A 20,616-nucleotide genomic window follows, 5' to 3' on the forward strand; every position below is an offset into this window, starting at 1 on the left:
CGGCTCGCGCCGACGGCGGCGCCCAGCTTGTCGGCGAGCGGGTCGATCAGCGCATGGAACTGATCCTCCGACCCCAGTGCGCGGCCGCCCGAGACGATGATCTTGGCGCTGGTCAGCTCGGGCCGGGCATTCTCGGCCTTTTCCGCGCCGACGAAGCGGGACTTGGCCGCGTCGCCGGTTGCGGCGACCGCCTCGACCTCGCCCGAGCCGCCCTCGGCCGCTGCCTTTTCGAACGCGGTGGTGCGGACGGTCAGGACCAGCTTGGTGTCGCTGGTCTTCACCGTGGCAATCGCGTTGCCCGCATAGATCGGCCGGGTGAAGCTGTCCGGTCCCTCGACCGACAATATGTCGCTGATCTGCATCACGTCGATCAGCGCGGCGACACGCGGCGCGATGTTCTTGCCCGTCGTGGTCGACGGCGCGAGGAAGGCGTCGTGATGGCCCATCAGCTCGGCGATCAGCGGCGCGACATTCTCGGCCAGCGCGTTGGCATAGGCCGCGTCGTCGGCGACATGGACCTTGCCCACGCCCGCGATCCTGGCGGCGGCCTGCGCCACGCCGTCGACGCCCTGCCCGGCGACGATCAGGTGGACCTCGCCCAGCTTGCCCGCCGCCGTGACGGTCGCCAGCGTGGCATCCTTGACGGACCCGCCGTCATGCTCGACCCAAACCAGCGTCTTCACTTGGCCACTCCCAGTGCTTTCAGTTTCTCGACCAGTTCGTCGACCGAGCCGACCTTGACGCCCGCCTGGCGCTTGCCGGGCTCGGCGACGTGGGTGATCGTCAGCCGGGGCGACACGTCGACGCCGTAGTCGGCGGCGGTCTTGGTCGCCATCGGCTTGGACTTGGCCTTCATGATGTTGGGNGCGACGTGGGTGATCGTCAGCCGGGGCGACACGTCGACGCCGTAGTCGGCGGCGGTCTTGGTCGCCATCGGCTTGGACTTGGCCTTCATGATGTTGGGCAAGCTGGCATAGCGCGGCTCGTTGAGGCGCAGGTCGGTGGTGACGATGGCGGGCAAGGTCAGCGCCACCGTCTCCAGACCGCCATCGACCTCGCGGGTGACGTTGGCCGTCTGGCCGTCGATCTCGACCTTCGAGGCGAACGTGCCCTGCGCCCAACCGAGCAGCCCCGCCAGCATCTGGCCGGTCTGGTTGTTGTCCCCATCGATCGCCTGCTTGCCCAGGATGACGAGGCCCGGCTGTTCCTCCTCGACCACCTTGGCGAGCAGCTTGGCGACGCCGAGCGGCTCGGGCGCTTGGTCGGCGGTGATCAGCACCGCCCGGTCCGCGCCCATGGCGAGCGCGGTGCGTAGCGTGTCCGCCGCTTTCGGCTCGCCGATCGAGACGACGACGACCTCGGTCGCCGCCCCCTTCTCCTTCAGCCGGATCGCCTCTTCCACCGCGATCTCGTCGAACGGGTTCATCGACATCTTCACGTTCGCCAGATCGACGCCCGTCCCGTCCGCCTTCACGCGCGGCTTTACGTTATAATCCAACACCCGCTTCACGGGCACGACGATCTTCATGTCCCTATCCGTCGGATNCATCGACATCTTCACGTTCGCCAGATCGACGCCCGTCCCGTCCGCCTTCACGCGCGGCTTTACGTTATAATCCAACACCCGCTTCACGGGCACGACGATCTTCATGTCCACTCTCTCAATCAGAAGCTGAAGCGGCCGCCGATCGACGCCACGAACGCACGCGCATTCTGCACCTGACCATTGGTCAGGATGGGCGTCTGAACGGCCGTCCCCGCATAGGCGGCGGTGCGGCGATCGATGCTGGCATTGGCGAAGTCGATATAGCTGCCCGCCGCATCCAGCGTGAAGCGCGGGGTCACCTGATAGGAACCACCGATCGAATAGTTCCAGCGGTTCGCATCGGGCACGCGCGCGTCGCGATTGCCGTTCTGGGTCGGCGTGATGCCACGCTGCGCGCCCGCACGCAGGGTCAGGCGATCCGTGGCCGCGTAATCGAAGCCGCCCGCCAGCGAGAAGCTGTTCTTGTAATTCTCCGGGATGGCGGTGTTGATCGGCGCGCCCAGGCGGATGGCGTCGAAATCGGCCCAGGTAAAGCGCACCGCCTGCGCGTTCAGCGTCAGCTTGTCCGTGGCGCGGAAGCGACCCGCGACGATGATCTGGGCGGGCGTGTAGAAGGTTGCGGTCGCACCATCGATCGTGCGGTTCTGCGCAGCGAGCGGGCCGAGCAGGCCGCCTACTTCCAGGCTGCCCTTCAGGTTATGCTTGATCCGCGACTTGTAGCTGATGCCGACCGTCGCCCAGTCATTGTGCAACTGGACACCTGCGGTCCATCCCAGATCCCAGCCGTCACCCTTCAGCCGCTGAAAGCCATCCGGCAAAGCGGAGGAAAGGTTGGGCAGTGCGTTGCCCAGCTCGGCCTTGGTATATTGGACGTTCAGCGCGCCGCCGACGCGCAGCCAGTCGAGCAGCGCGACGCCGACCGAGGGCTGGATATCGATGGTGCGCAGTTCGGTCTTCAGCGCGCTGTACCGCGCCCAGCTGGTCGCGTCATATTCGGTCGTGAAGCTGTAGGGCGACGTGACCGCCAGGCCGACCGCGACCCGGTCGTTCAGCGGAACGGCGACCGCGCCCGACGGCACGATGCCGCGATTGATGGGGTCGCTCGACACCCGGTCGCCACCGACCGGCTGGAAGGTCGTCTGGCCCGGACGACGGATCAGCGTGCCATTGTCGACGACATCGCCCTTGGGGATAATTGCCGATGCGCCCAGCACCGCCTCGCCACGCTCCATCCCCGCGATCGCGGCCGGGTTCCACCAGAGCGAGGACGCGCCGGTGTCGGCACCCTCACCCGAAAAGGCGCGACCCTGGCCACGGGTCGACTGTTCCTGAAGGTAGAAGGCCTGACCGTGCGCCGCGCCTGCAAAGGCGAAGGACGAAGACAGGATGGCGGTGGCCAGAAGCGGCGCCTTGAGGGACTTGTTCATGAGCATACTCCCCGGGAATTTCTATCTGGTTGGGCAAAGATCAGCGGATGCGGGTCCAGGTCTGCGTCTTGCAGAGCGGTACGAAGACGCAGCCGCGCACCTTCAGCGTGTCCGGCCCCTCGGGCGTCAGCTTGGCGCTATAGGTCTTGCCATCCTCGGCATTGTAGATCGTGCCGCCGTTCCAGGCCGCGCCATCCTGCGAAAAGCCCTGCAGGATCAGCAGGTTCTTCAGCGGACGGTTGCGCAGCTTGGGATCGCGGTTGTTCTGGTCGGTCAGCGCGGGGTTGGTGCGCAGCTTTTCCGAGGTTAGGACGCGACCGCAGACCGAAGAGCCGCATTTCTGGATTTCGACGACGCCGCCGCGCGTCTGGGTCTGCCAGCGGCCGACCACCGAGTCCGCATTCACACCGGCCGCTGCAAGGGCCATCGCCGTCAGGGTCAACAACATGCCTCTTCTCCTCTCCACACCCGCTTGTCGGGGCCGAAGCGCCGGCTTTCTAGCCGGTCGCTCCCGAATATCTTCATTACCCTATACGTCCACCATGTGACGCATAGGAGAACAACACGTCATGCCTACGATGCCGGTTAACCGCAATCAAGTGTAACCGGCATCGCGTCACCTCAAAACGCCTCCAGTTCCAATGCCATGGTCGAGCGCTTGCCCGACTTGATCGCCAGGAACGCCGCCGTCGCCTGCGGCAGGATGCGGTCGAAGAAGAACCCGGCCGTGGCCAGCTTGGCCTTGTAGAAGCCCGCCTCGTCGGTGCCTTCGGCCAATCGCTCGGTCGCGATCCGCGCCGACTTCAGGAAGCAGTGCCCCATGCCGACCAGGCCCAACAGGCGCAGATAGTCGGTGGCGGCCGCACCCGCCTCCTCGGGGTCCTTCATGCCCTTTTGCGCGATCATGCCGGTGCTGAGCTGCAAGGCACCGAACGCCTGCTGCATACCCGCCGCCCAAGCCGTGATCGCCTTGTCGTCGTGGCGGGTCAGCGCCTCGACCTGCTCCGACACGGCATGGAAGAAGGGACGCATGTACCGGCCCATATGCGCGGGCATCTTGCGGCCCACGAGGTCGAGCGCCTGGACGCCGTTGGTGCCCTCATAGATCTGGGCGATACGCGCGTCGCGGACGAACTGCTCGATGCCATGGTCGCGGATATAGCCGTGACCGCCATGGACCTGCACCGCCATATTAGCCGCGTCGAAGGCGAGGTCAGTAAACAGCGCCTTCACGACCGGGGTCAGCAGCGCGACGAAGTCGGCCGCGCGCGACTGGTCGGCTGGGTTGATCGCATGGGCTTCGGCATCCAGACCACGCGCCGCCCATTGCCCCAGTGCACGACACCCTTCGGCATAGGCACGCATGGTCATCAGCATCCGGCGTACGTCCGGGTGGACGATGATCGGATCGGCGGGCAGGTCGGGACGCGCCGCCCCGCCCAGCGCCCGGCCCTGCAAGCGGTCCTTGGCGTAAGCGACCGCCGACTGGTACGCGACCTCGTTGATGCCCAGGCCCTGGATGCCGACCGAGACACGCTCGGTGTTCATCATGGTGAACATCGCCGCCAGGCCCTTGTTCAGCTCGCCCACGACCCAGCCCTTGGAGTCGTTGAACTCGAGCTGGCAGGTGGCCGACGCCTTCAGGCCCATCTTGTGCTCGATCGCCGCGACACTGACGCCATTGGCGGGACCGACCGAGCCGTCGTCCTTGGGCAGATATTTCGGCACCAGGAACAGGCTGATCCCCTTCACCCCCTTGGGCGCGTCGGGCGTGCGCGCGAGAACGAGATGGATGACATTGTCGGTCAGGTCATGGTCGCCAGCCGAGATGAAGATCTTGCCGCCGGTCAGCAGATAGGAACCATCCTCCTGCGGCTCGGCACGGGTGCGCAGCAGGCCCAGATCGGTGCCGCAATGCGCCTCGGTCAGGCACATCGTCCCCGACCATTCGCCCGAGATCATCTTGGGCAAGTAAAAGCTCTTCAGGTCTTCCGAGCCATGGCCCATCAGCGCGGTGGTCGCGCCATGGGTCAGGCCGGGATAGAGGCTGAACGACAGGTTCGTCGCGCAGATCATCTCCTCGACCAGCTTGTTCACCGCCTCGGGCAGCCCCTGCCCGCCATATTCGACCGGCGAGGCGAGCGCGGCCCAGCCGCCTTCGCAGAACTGGCTATAGGCTTCCTTGAAACCGGCGGGCGTGCGGACGACGCCGTTTTCCAGCTTGCACCCTTCGATGTCACCGGTGGCGTTGAGCGGCAGCAGGACCTCCTGCGTGACGCGCGCGGCCTCTTCCAGGATCGCGTCGTACAGTTCGGGACCGAATTCGTCCTGCCCTGCGACGGGGCCGAACTCGTCCTCCTTGAACAGCTCGTGGAGGACGAAACGCATGTCGCGCAGCGGTGCGTTATAGACTTGCATGGGATTATCCTCTCCCGATCAATTGCGCAGCGGCTTGCCGGTTTCGAGCATATGCTCGACCCGCGCCTGGGTCCGCGCATCCTTGACGCTTTCCATGAAGGCGGCGCGTTCCAGCTTGAGCAGTTGGTCCTCGCTCACCTCGTCGATGATGTCGGCCTCGCCGCCGGTTACGATGTTCGCCAGACGGCCCGCGACCACCACATCGTAGGGCGTGGCGACGCCCTTCTTGGCGAAGTCGGCGACCGCGCCGTTGAACGCGACGCGTCCGGCCGCGCCCGGCAGGCGGAAGACCGGCTTTTCGGGCGGCTGATAGCCCTCGACCAGCGACAGCGCCTTCTGCTTGGCATCGGCCAGCAGCCGGTCGCGGTTCATGGTGATGCCATCGTCCTTGCGGAGATAGCCCAAGTCCTTGGCCAGCGCGGCCGAGCGCGACACCTGCGCGGTCGAGATCGTCTCGAACGCCTTCATGGCGGCGGGCATCGGCCCCTTCGGCATCTTGGGCGACTTGGCGAGACGGTCGATCAGTTCGCCGTTTCCGCCCCAGCCGGGGACCAGACCGACGCCGGTCTCGACCAGCCCGATATAGCTCTCGGCATGGGCCTGGATCGCATCGGCGTGGAGCAGGATCTCGCACCCGCCGCCCAGCGCCATGCCCGCAGGCGCCGCGACCACCGGGAAGGGCGCGTATTTCAGCGCCTTGTACGCCTGCTGCCCCGCGACGACCAGCTTGTCGACCTCGCCCCAGGCGGCGATGTTCACCGCGAACATGGCGAGACCCAGATTGGCACCGGCCGAGAAGTTGCTGCCCTCGTTATAGATGACCAGCGCCTTATACTGGCTCTTCACCAGCGCGATGGTCTTTTGAAGGAGGGACAGAACCTGCTCGTCGAGCGCGTTCATCTTGCCGGTGAACTCGAACGCCACGACGCCGTCACCGACGTCCCATGCCGCTGCCGAACCGTTCTTGAGCAGCGGTTCGGAGCGCAGCTTGATGTCCTCCAGCAGCACCACGCCCTCCGCGCGGACGACATCGGCATAGTCGCCGCCTGCGGTCAGATACTGACGCTTGCCATCGACAACGCGGTAGAAGGGGCGGTCACCCGCCGTCTCAAGCAGGGCGGGCACCTTCTTGCCCTCGGCACGCAGCCGCTCGGCCAGCTTGCCCGGACCCATGCGGTCGATCAGCTCGAACGGACCGAACTTCCAGTTATAGCCCAGCTTCATTGCGTCATCGATCGCGACCACATCGTCCGCCGCTTCGCCGACCAGCCCGGCGGCATAGGACAGCACCGGACCCAGCACCGCCCAGGCATAGTCACCGACCTTGCCCGGCGTCGCGACCAGCGCGGCCAGATCCTTTTCGGCGCGGCCCGGCAGACGTTCCGGCTTCTTTTCAGCGCGATATTCGCCGGTCTTCAGGTCGATCGCCTGTTTGGCCTTGGTGCCGTCGGGCTTGCGGTCGAGGCGGTAGAAGCCGCCCTTGCCCTTGCGGCCCGTAAAGCCCTCCGCGATCATCTTGTCGATCAGCGGCAACGGACGGATCGTGTCGAAATAGGCGTCACCCTCCGGCAGGGTCGAGGACAGCGACTTGGCGAGCAGCGGCATCAGGTCGATGCCGACCAGATCGATCAGCCCGAAAATGCCGGTCTTGGGCACGCCCATCGGACGGCCGCCAATCTGGTCGGCCTCCTCGACGGTCAGCCCCTGGTCCATCGCCGCGTTGATCGCGACCGCCAGCCAATAGGTGCCGATGCGGTTGGCGATGAAGCCGGGCGTGTCCTTGGCGCGGACGATCCGCTTGCCCATGCGGTGATCGACGAACTGCTCGACCTTGGCCGCGACACCGGCATCGGTGTGCTGCGAGGTCACGATCTCGATCAGCCGCATATAGCGCGGCGGGTTGAAGAAATGGGTGATCAGGAAGTCTTGTCTGAACTGCTCCGACCGCCCCTCGACCAGATGGCCGAGCGGGATGGTCGAGGTGTTGGACGACACCGCCGTACCGGGACGCTTCAGCTCTTCCAGCCGGGCATAAAGCGCCTGCTTGATGTCCAGCCGCTCGACCACCGCCTCGACGATCCAGTCGCATTCGGCGACGCGTGCCAGGTGATCCTCGATATTGCCCGTTTCCACCAGCCTGGCGGCGGCGGGCGACATGAAGGGCGCAGGCTCGGTCTTGAGCATCTTGGCGACGGCACCCTTGGCGATGGCGTCGCGATCGGCGCCGTCCTTGGGCACGATGTCGAGCAGCAGGACGGGCACACCGGCATTGGCGACCTGCGCCGCAATGCCTGCGCCCATCACCCCTGCACCGATCACGCAAACCTTGTTGATCGTGTCAGCCATCATGCACGCTCCAGCACAGTCGCGATGCCCTGCCCGCCGCCGATGCACTGGGTGGCGAGCGCATATTGGCCGCCGTCGCGCGCCAGCAGCGCCGCCGCCTTGCCGACGATGCGCGCGCCGGTCGCACCCAGCGGATGGCCGATCGCAATCGCGCCGCCGTCCTTGTTGATCGTCTCGTCCTTCAGGCCGAGGTCGCGAATGCAGGCGATCGCCTGGCTGGCAAAGGCTTCGTTGATCTCGACCACGTCGAGGTCGCCGGCCGAGATGCCCGCCCGCTCCAGCGCCTTCTTGGACGAGCCGATCGGGCCGAGGCCCATCGTCTCGGGCTCGCAACCCGAAATGCCGACCGACTTAATGCGGGCTAGGATCTTCAGGCCGTGGCGATTGGCGAATTCCTCCGACGTGACCAGCACGGCGGCCGCGCCATCGGTGAGCGGCGAAGCGGTGCCTGCGGTCACGGTGCCTTCCTTGTCGAAGGCTGGCTTCAGGCCGGACAGCACCTCTTCGGTCGTGTCGGGGCGGATCAGCCCGTCCTCGGTCACGTCGCCCGCCTTGGTGTGGATCGGCACGATCTCATCGGCCAGACGACCGGCGGTGCGCGCCTCGGCGGCCTTTTTCTGGCTGGCGACCGCGAATTTTTCCTGCTCGGCGCGAGTGATCTGGTACTTGGTCGCGACATTCTCGGCGGTCTGACCCATGCCCATATAGGCCCCCGGACGGGCTGCGGCGAGTTCGGGGTTGGGCAGCGGATTATAGCCGCCCATCGGCACCCGGCTCATCGACTCGATACCGGCGCAGATGAACGCCTCGCCAGCGCCGATCTGGATCTGGCCCATGGCGATATGGATGGCCGACATGGACGATCCGCAGAAGCGGTTCACCGTCATGCCGCCGACCGACAGCGGCAGGTCCGCCAGCAGGCCGATCAACCGCGCGACGTTCATGCCCTGCTCGCCCTCGGGGAAGGCGCAGCCCAGGATGATGTCCTCGATCTCCGAAGCATCGACGCCGGTCCGTTCGATCAGGCCGCGAATCACCTGCGCGGTCAGGTCATCGGGACGAACCCGTGCGAGCGCGCCCTTGCCAGCCTGGGTGAAGGGAGAGCGGGCATAGCCTGCGATCACGATGTTGGTCATCCAATCCTCTCTTTATGGGCTTGCGGCCTAACGTTAAGGTGCGTTACCTACCCTATACGTCAACACAATAAGCAACTCGACCGCAATCGACAACCGGGTATGGTCGAAAAAAGATATAGGAGAGCGACGCGATGACGGCAGGAGCCATCGGGGAAACCACGACAGGCGGTGTACCGGGTCAAGCGATGGGACGCCCTCTGGTCTTCGAGCCGCGGCTGCTGACCGACATGTTCGAGACCACGGTACGGCGGCATGGGTCTCGGCCCGCCATCGATTTCATGGGCCGAATCACCCGATATGACGAACTGGGCGCGATGGTCGACAAGGCCGCCGCCGGGCTCCAGGCGCTGGGGGTGAAGAAGGGCACCCGCGTCGCGCTCTGCCTGCCCAACATCATCTATTACCCCGTGCTCTACTTCGCGACGCTGAAGGCCGGGGGCATCGTCGTCAACGTCAACCCGCTCTATGTCGAGCGCGAGCTGTGCCACCTGCTGGAGGATTCGGGCGCGGAGATCATCGCGACCTGCGACATTCCCGACATTTACGGCCGCGTCAGCCATGTAGCCGAGAAACTCGGCCTGCGCCATGTCATCTCATGTCCGGTCGCGGGCGCGCTGCCGACGATCAAGGGGCTGGCCTATCGCCTGCTCAAGCGCGCGATGATCGCCGCCCCCGGCCCCTCGCCCCGCCACCTGACCTTTGCGCAGATGATGAAGCGCGGCGGCGCTTTGACGCCGATCTCGGCGAGGCCCGATGATGTGGCGGTGCTGCAATATACCGGCGGCACCACCGGCAGCCCCAAGGCGGCGATGCTGTCGCACGCCAATCTCGTCGCCAATGCCGATGCGATGGTCATCCATACCGGCGGCGAGGAGATGATCGGCGAGGAACGCATATTGGGCGTGCTTCCCCTCTTCCACGTCTTCGCGCTGACCACCGTGCTCAGCTTTGCGATCCGGGTCGGCGCGGAGATGATCCTGCTCCCCCGGTTCGAGTTGGACCAGGTGCTCAAGACGATCGCGCGCGGCAAGCCGACCTATTTCCCCGCCGTCCCCACCATCTATAATGCGATTGCGGGCGTCGCGGAGGCACGCAAGGTCGACCTGTCGGCGATCAAGGCGTGCATTTCGGGTGGCGCCCCCCTGCCCGCCGAGGTGCGCGTGGCGTTCGAGAACACGACCGGCGGCAAGCTGGTCGAGGGTTATGGTCTTTCGGAGGCGTCGCCGATCATCACCTGCAACCCGCTGATCGGCGAGAATAAGGGCGGATCGGCGGGCATCCCCTTCCCCGGTACGATCATCGAGATCCGCGACCGCGACAATCCCGACCGGCTGATGCCGCCGGGCGAGGTCGGTGAAATCTGCGCGCGCGGCCCGCAGGTCATGTCCGGTTACTGGAACAAGCCGAGCGAGAGCGAACAGGTCTTTATCCACGGCGCGCTGCGTACCGGCGATGTCGGCTATCTGGACGAGGACGGCTATCTGTTCATCGTCGACCGGATCAAGGATGTGATCCTGTGCGGGGGCTATAACGTCTATCCGCGCATGATCGAGGAAGCGCTGTACGAGCATCCCGCGGTCGCCGAAGCCGTCGTCATCGGCATTCCCGACCCCTATCGCGGCCAGTCGCCCAAGGCCTTCGTCAAGCTGGCCGCCGATCATCACGCCACGCCCGAAGAGCTGCGTGCCTTTTTACAGGACAAGGTCAGCAAGATCGAACTTCCCCGAGAGGTCGAAATCCGCGAAAGCCTGCCCAAGACCTTGATCGGCAAATTGTCGAAAAAGGAACTGGTTGAGGAAGAATTGGCCAAAGCCGCCACTGCGGCGGCGCGGCCCGTGGGGGAATAGACGGTGGGGGAAAACGAGGAGCTTCGCGGCATCCAGGATGTCGCGAACAGCTTGGGCGTGACGACGCGCACGCTGCGTTTCTATGAAGATCGCGGACTGATCGAGCCGCGCCGTGTCGGCACCGCGCGCGTCTATTCCAAACGCGAGACGGGGCGGATGCAGTTGATCCTGCGCGGTAAGCGACTGGGCTTTTCCCTGCGCGAGATCGAAGAGTTCCTGCGGCTGTACGATGCCGATCCGCAGCATGTCGAACAGATGCGCGTGCTGGCCGAACGCTGCCGCGAACGGGTCGACGAACTGCGCCAGCAAATGACCGCGCTGGTCCAGACGGTCGACGAACTGGAAACGATCGAACGCGAAGCGCGCGAACGGATCGCAAAGGCGGGGGCCTGACCGCTTCTGATTCCTCCCCTGCAAGGGGAGGGGAACCAGCGAAGCTGGTGGAGGGGTGTCCCCGCTGATGGTGACACCCCTCCGTCAGTCCTGCGGACTGCCACCTCCCCTTGCAGGGGAGGAATTGGGAACTAAGCCCCCGACGGCGCGCGCCAACCCAGGCCGAGCGCCTTTTGCAGCGCGACGTAATCATTCGTCAGCCCGGCGACCGCCTGCGACAGCGACTGCTGCGCCGCCACCCGCTGCCGTTCCGCGTCCAGCGTGTCGATCAGCGTGGCCGCCCCCGCCCGATAGCGCTGCTGCATCAGCACCGCCGAGCGATCCGCCGACGCCTTGGCCCGTGCCAGCGTCGCCACCGTGTTGCGCCGCGCCCGGAAGCGCGACAGCGAATCCTCGGCATCGCGCAGCGCCGACAGGACTGCACCGCGATAACGCGCCTCCGCCTCGTCGCGCGCGCCCTCGGCCTGGCCGACCCGGGCATTGGCGCGACCGAAGTTCAGCACATTCCACTGCAGCATCGGCGCGCCCAGCGTCACCAGATTGTCGAGATCGGTCAGCGAGTCGAGCGAGGTGCCGCCGATGCCGATGATCCCCATCAGGTTGAGGCGCGGAAACTTCGCCGCCTCCGCCACGCCGATCCTGGCGGTCTGGGCCGCCAGATTGCGCTCGGCCGCGCGGATGTCGGGGCGACGCTGGAGCAGCGCGGTCGGATCGCCGACCGCCACCTGCGCCGGCGGCAACGGCACCGGCGCCGCCTGGGTCAGGCGCTGGTCGAGCGTGCCGGGTGCCTCGCCGATCAGGATGGCCAGCGCATTGAGATAGGTCTCGACCGAGGACGATAGCGGCAGGATCTGCGCGTCTGTGCTCTCCACCTGATTGCGCAACCGCTCGACCTCCAGTTGCGAGGCGGTGCCGTTGTTGAACCGCTGGAGCGTCAGGTTCAGCGTGTCGCGCTGCATCTTCGACGCCTCGCGCGCCAAGATCAGCCGCTGCTGCGCGTCGCGAAGCCCGACATAGGCCTGGGCGACGTCGGCGCTGAGCGAGACCTGCGCATCGGCGACATTGGCTTCCGCCGCATCGGCGCTGGCGCGCGCGGCCTCGACGGTGCGACGACGGCCGCCGAACAGATCGATCTCCCAACTGGCGTCGAAGCCCAGGTTGAAGAAGTCGACATTGGTGCCACCGCCCGAGCCGCTCGCCGAACCGCCGGACGCGCCGCCATTGGCGCCACCCTGCTCTCCGCCACCGCCGCCGAGGTTGAGTTCGGGCAGATTGGCGTGGAGATAGGTCGCGCTGGCGTTGGCATTGGGCGCCTGATTGGCGCGCTCCAGTCGCAGCGAGGACCGCGCCTGCTTCAATCGCGCCTGTGCCACCGCGACGTTCGGATTGGACGCCAGCGCCCGCTCCTCCAGCCAGTTGAGCATCGGATCGTTCAGCGTCGTCCACCAGTCGGCGACCGCGGGTGCGGTCGTCGCCAGCGTATTGTCGGTACGCGCGAACCCGGCGGGCGGGGTCGCGGCCGAACCGATGGCCTTGGGCGGCCCGGCATAGTTCGGCCCGACGGTGCAGGCCCCCAGCAGGAGGAGCGGGATGAGGGAAAACTGCTTGCGCATCATGGTTCTCAATGCATCGCCACGGGGCCGCCCTTGGGCAGCGGGCGGAGGAACAGGACAAGCGGCATCACCATGATGATGCCGACGCACAGGATGAAGAACAGGTCGTTATAGGTCATGACCAGCGCCTGTTGCCGGATCGTATTACCGATCATGCGCAGCGCGGCATCGGCGCTGCCGAATTGCTGGGTCAGCGCATCGATCCAGCCCTGGGTCGACCCCGAATTGGCCGACAGCGATTCCTCCAACCGACGCTCGTGCAGGAAGCTGCGCTGGTCCTGCACGGTGGCGATGCCCGCCAGCGCGAAGGAACCGCCCAGGTTGCGCGCCGCGCTGAACAGCCCGGCCGCATCGCCCGCTTGAGACGGCGGCACCGAGGAGATCGCCGCCTGGTTCAGGAACACCATGCCCAGGATCGTGCCGACGCCGCGCAACAACTGGCTGTCGGTGAACGAACTGCCGGTGGAATCGGCGGTCAGCACCGTGTCGATCCCGGCGCTCAGCGCCATGATGCTCAGCCCCAGCCCAACCGCGATACGGATGTCGACCTTCTTGATGAGGATCGGGGTGAACGGCATCATCATGAGGCTGGGGATGCCGCTCAACAGCACGACCTTGCCCGCCTGGAACGCATTATAGCCTGCGATCGAGGCGAGGAACTGCGGGATCACATAAGAGGTGCCGTAGAGCACCATGCCCAGCACGATCCCCATGATCACCACACTGCCGAACTGGCGGTCGAGCAACAGCTTTAACCGGATAACCGGACGCGACGCGACGAACTGCCCGGCGAACAACAGGCCGAAGCCGAAGATCGACAAGATAGTCAGTTCGATGATCTCACGCGACTCGAACCACTGCTCGCGCTGCCCTTCCTCGAGCACGACGGTCAGCCCGCCCAGCCCGAGCGCCAAGCCCGCAATGCCCAGCCAGTCGGCCTTGGCCAGCTCGGACAGATGCGGCTTCTGGTGCGGCAGGCCGACGAGCAGCAGCGTGACGAGCACCGCGCCGACCGGGATGTTCAGGAAGAAGGCATAGTGCCAGCTGACATTCTCAGTCAGCCAGCCGCCGATCAGCGGCCCCATAACAGGTCCCAAAATGGCGGTGACGCCGAAGAACGCCGTCCCGATCGGCTGCTGCTCGCGCGGCAACCGGGTGGCGATGATGGTCAGCGCGGTCGGGATCAGCGCACCGCCGGTGATGCCCTGCCCCGCGCGTCCGATGATCATCATCGTCAAATTGGTCGACAGGCCGCACACCACCGAAAAGCCGGTGAACAGTATCGAGGCGATCAGCAGGAAGGTACGCAGGCCCAGCAACCGCTCCAGCCAGGCGGAAAGCGGAATGATGATGATCTCGGCGACCAGATAGGAGGTCGCGATCCATGTCCCCTCGGTCCCGCTCGCGCCGATCTCGCCCTGGATGGTCGGCAGCGCGGAGTTGACGATCGAGATGTCGAGCGTCGCCATCAGTGCGCCGATGCTGCCCGCCGCGACGGCGAGCCAGGCGGTCAGGTCGGCCTTCGCCGGAGGGGCGCCCCGCTGGGCGGCGGCGGCGCTCACCGGCGCTGCGCCCCCTCCCGCGCTTCGTTATGCTGGTCCTGCCGCTCGGCGATGTGCTTCAGCGCGCCCTTGGCCGAGCGGGTGTCGACGGTCACCTCGACCGACATGCCGGGCACCATCAGCGCACGGGTCTGCGCATCGGCGTCGACCGCGATGCGGACGGGCACGCGCTGGACGATCTTGGTGAAGTTGCCGGTCGCATTCTGCGGCGGCAGCAGCGAGAATTGCGCGCCGGTGCCCGGTGCCACGCTTTCGACATGGCCCTTGATCTCGACACCCGGCAGCGCATCGACGTCGATCTTCACCGGCTGGCCGGGACGCATCAGGCCCAGCTGCGTTTCCTTGAAGTTGGCATTGATATACAGCTGGTTGACCGGCACGATCGACATGGTGCGGGTGCCCGCCTGCAGGAACTGGCCGACGCGCACCGTCTTGTTGCCGACCCGACCGCCGATCGAGGCGCGGATCGTGGTCGAGCCCAGATTGACCTCGGCGGCGTCCAGCTGCGCCTTGGCGGCCTGCCCCTGCGAACGCGCCTGCTGCACCTGCGCATCGAGCGTGCCGATACGGCGACGCGACGCGGCCAGCGCGGCGGAAGCTGCGGCGACCTTGGCATTGGCCTGACGCGCCTGGTTCTGAAGCTGCGACAAACGCTCGCGGCTCTCGGCACCCGATGCGGCGAGCGGCGTGTAACGCGTCACCTCGGCCTGCGCGAAGGCGGCGTCGCTCTGCGCGGCGCGGAGATCGGCCTCGGCGCGGTCGATCGCGGCCTGCTGTTCCTTGATCTGCGCCTGGACGCCCTCGGCATTGGCGCGGGCGACACCGATCTGCGCCTGGATTTGCGCGGTCTGCGCCTGATAGTCGCGGGTGTCGATCTGGAGCAGCGGCTGGCCCGCCTGGACATTCTGGTTTTCGCCGACGAACACCTTGTCGACATAGCCCGAGACCTTGGGCGCGACCGTGACCGCATCCGCCTGGATGAAGGCGTCGTTGGTCGTCTGCATATACTGGCCGACGCTCTTGTAGTTCGCATACCAGAAAACGCCCCCGATCACGGCGACCGCCGCGACGACCAGCAGGATGACACGGATGCGCCGCTTCTTGGCGGGCGATACGGGGGTCTTGTCCTCCGCCGTCTCCGCATCCTGGCGTTCGGCGTCCTGCCCCTCATTCACTTGGTTTGCGTCGGCCACACCGGCCTCCCTGTCGATGGAATCAAAAGAACTGGATGGTGCATTTGCTCGCACTTGCACAATAAGGCAAGACCATTTATTGAGCTACCTCATATTATGTGCGATTATGAAACCCTGGCGCTCCGCTACAGCCGCATCTATCTGCGTTTCCACCGGCTTCTGGACCGGCAGATGGCCGCGCAAGGCGCTTCACTAGCGCGCACCAAGATGCTGCACTTCATTGCCAACAATGCGCCGGTTCGTGCCGCCGATGTCGCCGACTGGTTCGACCTTGCTCCGCGTACGGTGACGCAGGCGATCGACACGATGGAGCGCGACTCGCTGGTGGTGCGCGTGCCCGACCCCGACGACCGGCGGGCGAAACGGCTCGACATCACCGATCATGGGCGGCAGGTGCTGCGCCAGACCGAGCCGCTGCGTCGGACGCTGATCGCTCAGGCCTTCGGTTTGCTGAGCGATGAGGAAGTCGGGCAGTTCGCGCGAATCCTCGACAAGATGGAACAGGCGATCGAGGGTTCGCCCGAAAATCAGAACCCCGATCAGATCCTCTCGCCATAGAAACGCAGCGCGGCGGGCGGATCGCTGGGCCGCCCGCCCTGCGCCACCACATGCGCGGCACGGACGGCGGCGCCCAGGCTGCCCGCGCGAAACGGCTTGGCGATGCAGCCGATGACCAGCGGATGGCCGCCACGCTCGGGGCAGTTGCCGCTCAGGAAGATGCAGGGAATACCGCGATCGGCGAGCAGTTGTGCGGCGGTCAGCCCGCTATCGCCATCGGCCAGCTTCACGTCGCAAAGCGCAAGGTCGGGCCGCTCCTCATCAACCAACGCCATGGCGGCGGAGACGGTGTCGGCAATGCCAATCACGCGGTGACCGTGCAGCGTCAATGCGTCCTCGACCAGCATGGCGACCAGCGCCTCATCCTCGATAATCAGGAGGTTCAGCGGGGTTTCGTCGCCGCGATCGTCATCGGCCAGTTCGTTAGGACGCGAGGCGAGCCCCATATGCGCCGCCGTCATGCGGCATGACCAAGATCAGGCACCCATCATCCTCGTTCGTCAACGTCGCGCGCAACTGATGGCAAAGCCTCGCCACCAATCGATCTCGGTCGACCACATCGGCGATACGTCCCCATCCGATCGCCTCAAACGAGATACGGAGCATTTCGTTCCCCGGCGCTCCGTTCACCGTGAAGACGATGCGTGGCACCCCCGCACCCTGCGCCATCAACGCATCGAGCAGCAGCGCGGCCGCCACCGCGCGTTCGATCGGCACCGAGACCGGGCTGTCGACCGTCATCGGCACATTGCCGGTCTCGCCGCGCAGCTGCGCGATCACGTCGGCGAACAGCGCGGGCAGGTCGACCAGCCCCGGATCGGCAGTGGCGTAGAGCGGCCGGTGCGCGCTCGCCAACACCTGCAACCGTTCGGCCGCCCGCATCAGCGCGCGGCGCGTGCCGGTATCGGGGGCCTCCCGCCCTTCATGCGAGACGAGACCGATCGCCACTTGCAGCGCGTTGCGGACCCGGTGGTTCAGCTCGGCCAGCAACTGCGCCTGGGTATCGAGCCCGCGCCGCAGCGCCTCCTCGATCCGCAACCGGTGCTGCGCCAGCGCGGCATAATGGCAGAGTAGCAGCAACAGCCGCCGCTCCTCCTGGTCGAACGGCCGCGCCGCACGCCGCCCGAAGCCGAGCGTGCCCAACAACTCGTCCCCGTGCAGCAGCGGCATGCACAGATAGACCTGGACGCCCAGCGACCGGACGAACCCCGTCCGCTCCTCTCCGCTGGTTTGGATATCGGTCAGGTGCAGCGTACGCCGCTCTCGCATCGCCTGACCGCAGGCGGAGGGGCCGATGTCCAGACCGGCCGCCGCCTGCCACTCGGCCCGGGTCAGGCCGCCTGCAGTCTCCAGCCGCACGGCGTCACCATCGCGGCGAAAATGAAAAAAGACATCGAGATGCAGTTCGTCGCGGATCAGCGCGAACAGCGAGTCGATCATCGCGGCGGGATCATCGGCGGCCATCAGCCGGTCCGTCGCCGCCGCCACGAGCGACAGATAGCGCTGCGCATCGGCAGGGCTGGCCGCAGCCGCTCCGATCGCTTCGCCAGGCAGCGGCAAAGGCGGGAATGAAGGTGGTGGGAGAGCCACGGACGTCAGAATAGCGTTACCGGCCCGTGGCTCCAAGGACTGTTTCGGACAAATCCACGGGGCGGGAGGTCATCCCGCCCCGGACGGGTCAGCGCGCCGCCACCGCCGACTGGTCGAGCGGCACGACCGGCAGCCAGACGCGACTGGCATTGGCGCCGCCGCGCTCCAGCGTGATCGTCGCCTTCCGGTAATCGCTTGGCCGGGCCGTGAAGATATTGGGCACGAAGGTCTGCGGATTGCGATCATAGAGCGGGAACAGGCTGGACTGGACCTGGACCATGATCCGGTGCCCCGGCTGGAACACATGGTTTACGGTTGGCAGGCGGAACTTATATTCCTGCACCTTGCCCGCCGGAATGGCCGAGGGATTGGAGAAGCTGTTGCGATAGCGACCGCGGAAGATGTCGAGGCTGATCGGCAGTTCATAGCCGCCCATCTTTTCGTCGATCGCGTTTTCGGACGGGTAGACGTCGATGATCTTGACGACGAAATCGCCGTCCGTCCCGGTCGTGCGCGCGAACAGGTCGGCGATCGGCGCGCCGGACACCCGCACCGCCTTGGTCAGGACCGGGGTGGTGTAGGTAACGACATCGGTGCGGCCATCGACATGCCGCTGGTCGCTGACCAGCCAGTCGCCCCAGCGGCCGTCGTTGAAGTTCACCGGGCGCGACAGATGCGGCACCGGATTGGCCGGATCGGAGACATAGGCGTCCGCCCCCGTCCCCGGCTTGTCGAAGCTCAGCCCCTTGTCCTCCGCCAGATAGAGCGGGGTCAGCGGCGCGGCGCACCCGCTCTGGCAGGCGAGCGGCCACTGGGTCAGCTTGTCCCAGTGATTCTCGCCGGTGTTGTAGATGGCGGCGCTGGGCAGGTTGGCGGGCGCGCCGTCCTTCAGATACTGGTTGAACAGCGGCAGGACCATGTCCTCGCGGAACTGCTTGGCGGTGTCGCCATTCCACTGGAACGGCCCCAGGCTGGTGCCGGTGCGGTTGATCTGGCTGTGCCGCCACGGGCCCATCACCAGGAAGTTGTTGCCCAGCTTGCCCTTGGCCTTCAGCGCTTCCCAGGCGGTGATGGCGCCGTACATATCCTCCTGGTCCCACAGCCCCTGTTCCCAGATGGTCGGCACGTTGGAGGGATTGGCTGCCAGCAGCTTGTCCAGCGCCTGACCCTGCCAGTAGAAGTCATAGGCCGGATGCTGCACCACGCGCTGCCACATGGGCAGCTGGTCATAGCCCGACTTCTTCGCCCAGTCGTTCGCCGAGCCGTGGCGGAAATTCTCGTAATCGTCGTAGCCGCCGCTGGACGGTGCCTTGCCCTCGCCCTTGTAGCCGGTCTGCGACCCGATCCAGCCGATATTGGCGAGGCGGAACGCGCCGTAATGGAACCAGTCGTCGCCCATCCAGCCGTCGATCATCGGGCTTTCGGGCGCGGCGACCTTCAGCGCGGGGTGCGGGTTCAGCAGCGCCATGACGACGGTAAAGCCCTCATAGGACGACCCGATCATGCCGACGCGGCCATTGGATTCGGGCAGGTTCGCCTTGTTCACCAGCCAGTCGATCGTGTCATAGGCGTCGGTGACGTGATCGACCTTGGTTGCGTTCAGCGGGCCGATGACGGGACGCGTGACGACATAGTCACCCTCCGAGCCGTATTTGCCCCGGATATCCTGATAGACGCGGATATAGCCCGCCTTGACGAACGCCTCGTCGGCCAGCGGCAGCGCCTCGATCATCTTCGTGCTGTCCGACCGCTTGGCCCGGCCAGCCGCATTATAGGGCGTGCGCGTCAGGACGATCGGGGCGTTCACCGCACCCTTGGGCACGACGATGACGGTGTACAGCTTGGTCCCGTCGCGCATCGGGATCATGATCTCGCGCTTGTCGTAATCCCGCTCCGCGACATTGGTCGGCGGCGTGAAGCGGGCGGGAATGTCGCCGACCGTGGAGTCGGTGACGACCTTCACCGGCGCCGGGCCGGTCCCGGGCACCTGTTGCGCGGTGGCGGGCGTCAGGACGGCGAGCGCGCTGGCGGCGAGCAGAAACGGGCGAAAACGCATGGAAAAACGGACCCCCTCATGGATCAGTGGATGCCGCATCGTGCCGCGACATGGGGTCGGGAGCAACTGGCAGCGTTCATGATACATGGTATCATTTGGAGCGCAACCAAGGCACATGTCTCGCCTTGCGCTTCCCTTTCGGCGCATCGCCCCATAATATGGTCAGACAACAACGGGGTGCGGCCCCGCGATCCGGGGAGGACCCTACCGAGTGACGACCTTGAAGCGGCGCGGCCCCGCCCATAGTGCCTTGGCGCGGGACATCGGTGTCGCCATCGTGACCGGCCGCATCCCCACCGGATCGACCCTGCCCGGCGAAGTCGAGATCGCCGAACAACGCGGCATATCACGCTCCGTGGTGCGCGAGGCACTGCGGATGCTGTCCGCCAAGGGGCTGGTGGTCAGCAAGCCCAAGGCGGGCACGCGGGTGCGCGAGCGGCTGGAATGGAACCTGCTCGATCCCGAACTGCTCGCCTGGATGTTCGAGGGCGAGCCGCCCGCCGGTTTCGTCACCAGCCTGTTCCAGCTCCGCCTGATCGTCGAGCCCGCCGCCGCCGAACTGGCTGCCCTCAAGCGCGACACGCGCCAGCTGTCGCGCATGGGGGCCGCGCTGGAAGCGATGGGCGAACACGGCCTCCATACCGAACAGGGCCGCGCCGCCGACCAGCTGTTCCACAACATCATCCTGGAGGCGACGGGCAACGAACTGCTGATCAGCCTGTCGGGCAGCATCGGCGCGGCGGTCCGCTGGACCACGCTCTACAAGCACCGCAGCGCCAAGCTGCCCCGCGACTCCATGCCCGAACACCGCCAGTTGTTCGCCGCCATCGCCGACGCCAATGCGTCGGCGGCACGCGCCGCGACCATCGTGCTGGTCGAGCAGGCCCGAGAGGATACGGAACGCGCGCTGGCGTGCTGACCCTTTTGAGAC

General features: G+C 66.1%; 16 protein-coding genes and 3 pseudogenes. 4 read left to right on the top strand and 15 right to left on the bottom strand.

Annotated features, from left to right (window positions below):
* The 9 genes and pseudogenes from ASF14_RS07805 to ASF14_RS07835 all read right to left on the bottom strand — a co-directional run.
* Positions 1 to 683: electron transfer flavoprotein subunit alpha/FixB family protein (locus tag ASF14_RS07805; protein ID WP_056433836.1), on the bottom strand; the 683-nt coding region annotated here is incomplete at its 3' end.
* Positions 680 to 865 (bottom strand): annotated as a pseudogene (locus ASF14_RS21415) (electron transfer flavoprotein subunit beta/FixA family protein); the annotation flags it as partial. The pseudogene ASF14_RS21415 and the gene ASF14_RS07805, both read right to left, overlap by 4 nt.
* Before the next feature lies 1 nt (position 866).
* Positions 867 to 1,528: pseudogene (locus tag ASF14_RS07810) on the bottom strand (electron transfer flavoprotein subunit beta/FixA family protein); the annotation flags it as partial.
* Positions 1,529 to 1,546: 18 nt separating this feature from the next.
* Positions 1,547 to 1,651: pseudogene (locus tag ASF14_RS22530) on the bottom strand (electron transfer flavoprotein subunit beta/FixA family protein); the annotation flags it as partial.
* A gap of 14 nt (positions 1,652 to 1,665) precedes the next feature.
* Entirely contained in the window at positions 1,666 to 2,979 is a 1,314-nt protein-coding gene (locus ASF14_RS07815; RefSeq protein ID WP_172839673.1) for an OmpP1/FadL family transporter, read from the bottom strand.
* A 34-nt stretch (positions 2,980 to 3,013) separates the two neighbouring features.
* A complete protein-coding gene (locus ASF14_RS07820) occupies positions 3,014 to 3,421 on the bottom strand; it encodes a DUF2147 domain-containing protein (RefSeq protein WP_056433839.1) in 408 nt (135 codons plus the stop codon).
* Positions 3,422 to 3,594: 173 nt separating this feature from the next.
* Positions 3,595 to 5,391 carry an acyl-CoA dehydrogenase C-terminal domain-containing protein gene (locus ASF14_RS07825; RefSeq protein WP_056433840.1) on the bottom strand — a complete coding sequence of 599 codons (1,797 nt, stop codon included), beginning with the start codon at positions 5,389 to 5,391 and terminating at the stop codon, positions 3,595 to 3,597.
* Positions 5,392 to 5,409: 18 nt separating this feature from the next.
* On the bottom strand, positions 5,410 to 7,737 hold the full coding sequence (locus ASF14_RS07830; protein ID WP_056434515.1) for a 3-hydroxyacyl-CoA dehydrogenase/enoyl-CoA hydratase family protein: 2,328 nt from the start codon (positions 7,735 to 7,737) through the stop codon (positions 5,410 to 5,412).
* Entirely contained in the window at positions 7,737 to 8,873 is a 1,137-nt protein-coding gene (locus tag ASF14_RS07835; RefSeq protein ID WP_056433842.1) for a thiolase family protein, read from the bottom strand. Before ASF14_RS07835 ends, ASF14_RS07830 begins: the two co-directional genes overlap by 1 nt.
* Before the next feature lie 185 nt (positions 8,874 to 9,058).
* Between ASF14_RS07835 and ASF14_RS07840 the strand changes: the two genes are divergently transcribed.
* Together ASF14_RS07840 and ASF14_RS07845 are read left to right on the top strand one after the other, a co-directional pair.
* Positions 9,059 to 10,720: a long-chain-fatty-acid--CoA ligase gene (locus ASF14_RS07840; protein ID WP_236696986.1), complete on the top strand. Its 1,662-nt coding sequence runs from the start codon at positions 9,059 to 9,061 to the stop codon at positions 10,718 to 10,720.
* Positions 10,721 to 10,723: 3 nt separating this feature from the next.
* On the top strand, positions 10,724 to 11,113 hold the full coding sequence (locus ASF14_RS07845) for a MerR family transcriptional regulator (RefSeq protein WP_056433848.1): 390 nt from the start codon (positions 10,724 to 10,726) through the stop codon (positions 11,111 to 11,113).
* Positions 11,114 to 11,244: 131 nt separating this feature from the next.
* Here the strand turns inward: ASF14_RS07845 and ASF14_RS07850 are convergent, their stop codons facing one another.
* Genes ASF14_RS07850 through ASF14_RS07860 form a run of 3 tightly spaced genes read right to left on the bottom strand, consistent with a single transcriptional unit; the run spans position 11,245 to position 15,481 of the window.
* Positions 11,245 to 12,726, bottom strand: coding sequence for an efflux transporter outer membrane subunit (locus ASF14_RS07850; RefSeq protein WP_056434517.1), 1,482 nt, complete (start codon positions 12,724 to 12,726; stop codon positions 11,245 to 11,247).
* Between the two features lie 8 nt (positions 12,727 to 12,734).
* The gene (locus ASF14_RS07855) at positions 12,735 to 14,288 is read right to left on the bottom strand and encodes an MDR family MFS transporter (protein ID WP_056433852.1); all 1,554 of its coding nucleotides are present in this window, start codon (positions 14,286 to 14,288) and stop codon (positions 12,735 to 12,737) included.
* Positions 14,285 to 15,481 carry an HlyD family secretion protein gene (locus ASF14_RS07860; RefSeq protein ID WP_056433855.1) on the bottom strand — a complete coding sequence of 399 codons (1,197 nt, stop codon included), beginning with the start codon at positions 15,479 to 15,481 and terminating at the stop codon, positions 14,285 to 14,287. The genes ASF14_RS07855 and ASF14_RS07860 overlap by 4 nt, the downstream gene beginning before the upstream one ends.
* Positions 15,482 to 15,577: 96 nt before the next feature.
* On the opposite strand from ASF14_RS07860, the gene ASF14_RS07865 reads away from it, so the two are divergent.
* Positions 15,578 to 16,039, top strand: a complete 462-nt coding sequence (locus ASF14_RS07865; RefSeq protein ID WP_056433858.1) for a MarR family winged helix-turn-helix transcriptional regulator — start codon at positions 15,578 to 15,580, stop codon at positions 16,037 to 16,039.
* Here the strand turns inward: ASF14_RS07865 and ASF14_RS07870 are convergent.
* The 3 genes from ASF14_RS07870 to ASF14_RS07880 form a co-directional block, all read right to left on the bottom strand.
* A complete protein-coding gene (locus ASF14_RS07870; protein ID WP_056433861.1) occupies positions 16,021 to 16,500 on the bottom strand; it encodes a response regulator in 480 nt (159 codons plus the stop codon). The two genes, ASF14_RS07865 and ASF14_RS07870, sit on opposite strands and share 19 nt — an antisense overlap.
* Positions 16,463 to 17,599 carry a GAF domain-containing protein gene (locus tag ASF14_RS07875; protein WP_056433865.1) on the bottom strand — a complete coding sequence of 379 codons (1,137 nt, stop codon included), beginning with the start codon at positions 17,597 to 17,599 and terminating at the stop codon, positions 16,463 to 16,465. Before ASF14_RS07875 ends, ASF14_RS07870 begins: the two co-directional genes overlap by 38 nt.
* Positions 17,600 to 17,717: 118 nt before the next feature.
* On the bottom strand, positions 17,718 to 19,685 hold the full coding sequence (locus tag ASF14_RS07880; RefSeq protein ID WP_156361093.1) for a CocE/NonD family hydrolase: 1,968 nt from the start codon (positions 19,683 to 19,685) through the stop codon (positions 17,718 to 17,720).
* Positions 19,686 to 19,896: 211 nt separating this feature from the next.
* Between ASF14_RS07880 and ASF14_RS07885 the strand changes: the two genes are divergently transcribed.
* Positions 19,897 to 20,604: a FadR/GntR family transcriptional regulator gene (locus tag ASF14_RS07885; RefSeq protein WP_056433867.1), complete on the top strand. Its 708-nt coding sequence runs from the start codon at positions 19,897 to 19,899 to the stop codon at positions 20,602 to 20,604.
* Positions 20,605 to 20,616: the final 12 nt, after the last annotated feature.

The organism is Sphingomonas sp. Leaf257 (genome assembly GCF_001422185.1).
Classification (GTDB): Bacteria; Pseudomonadota; Alphaproteobacteria; order Sphingomonadales; family Sphingomonadaceae; genus Sphingomonas; species Sphingomonas yabuuchiae.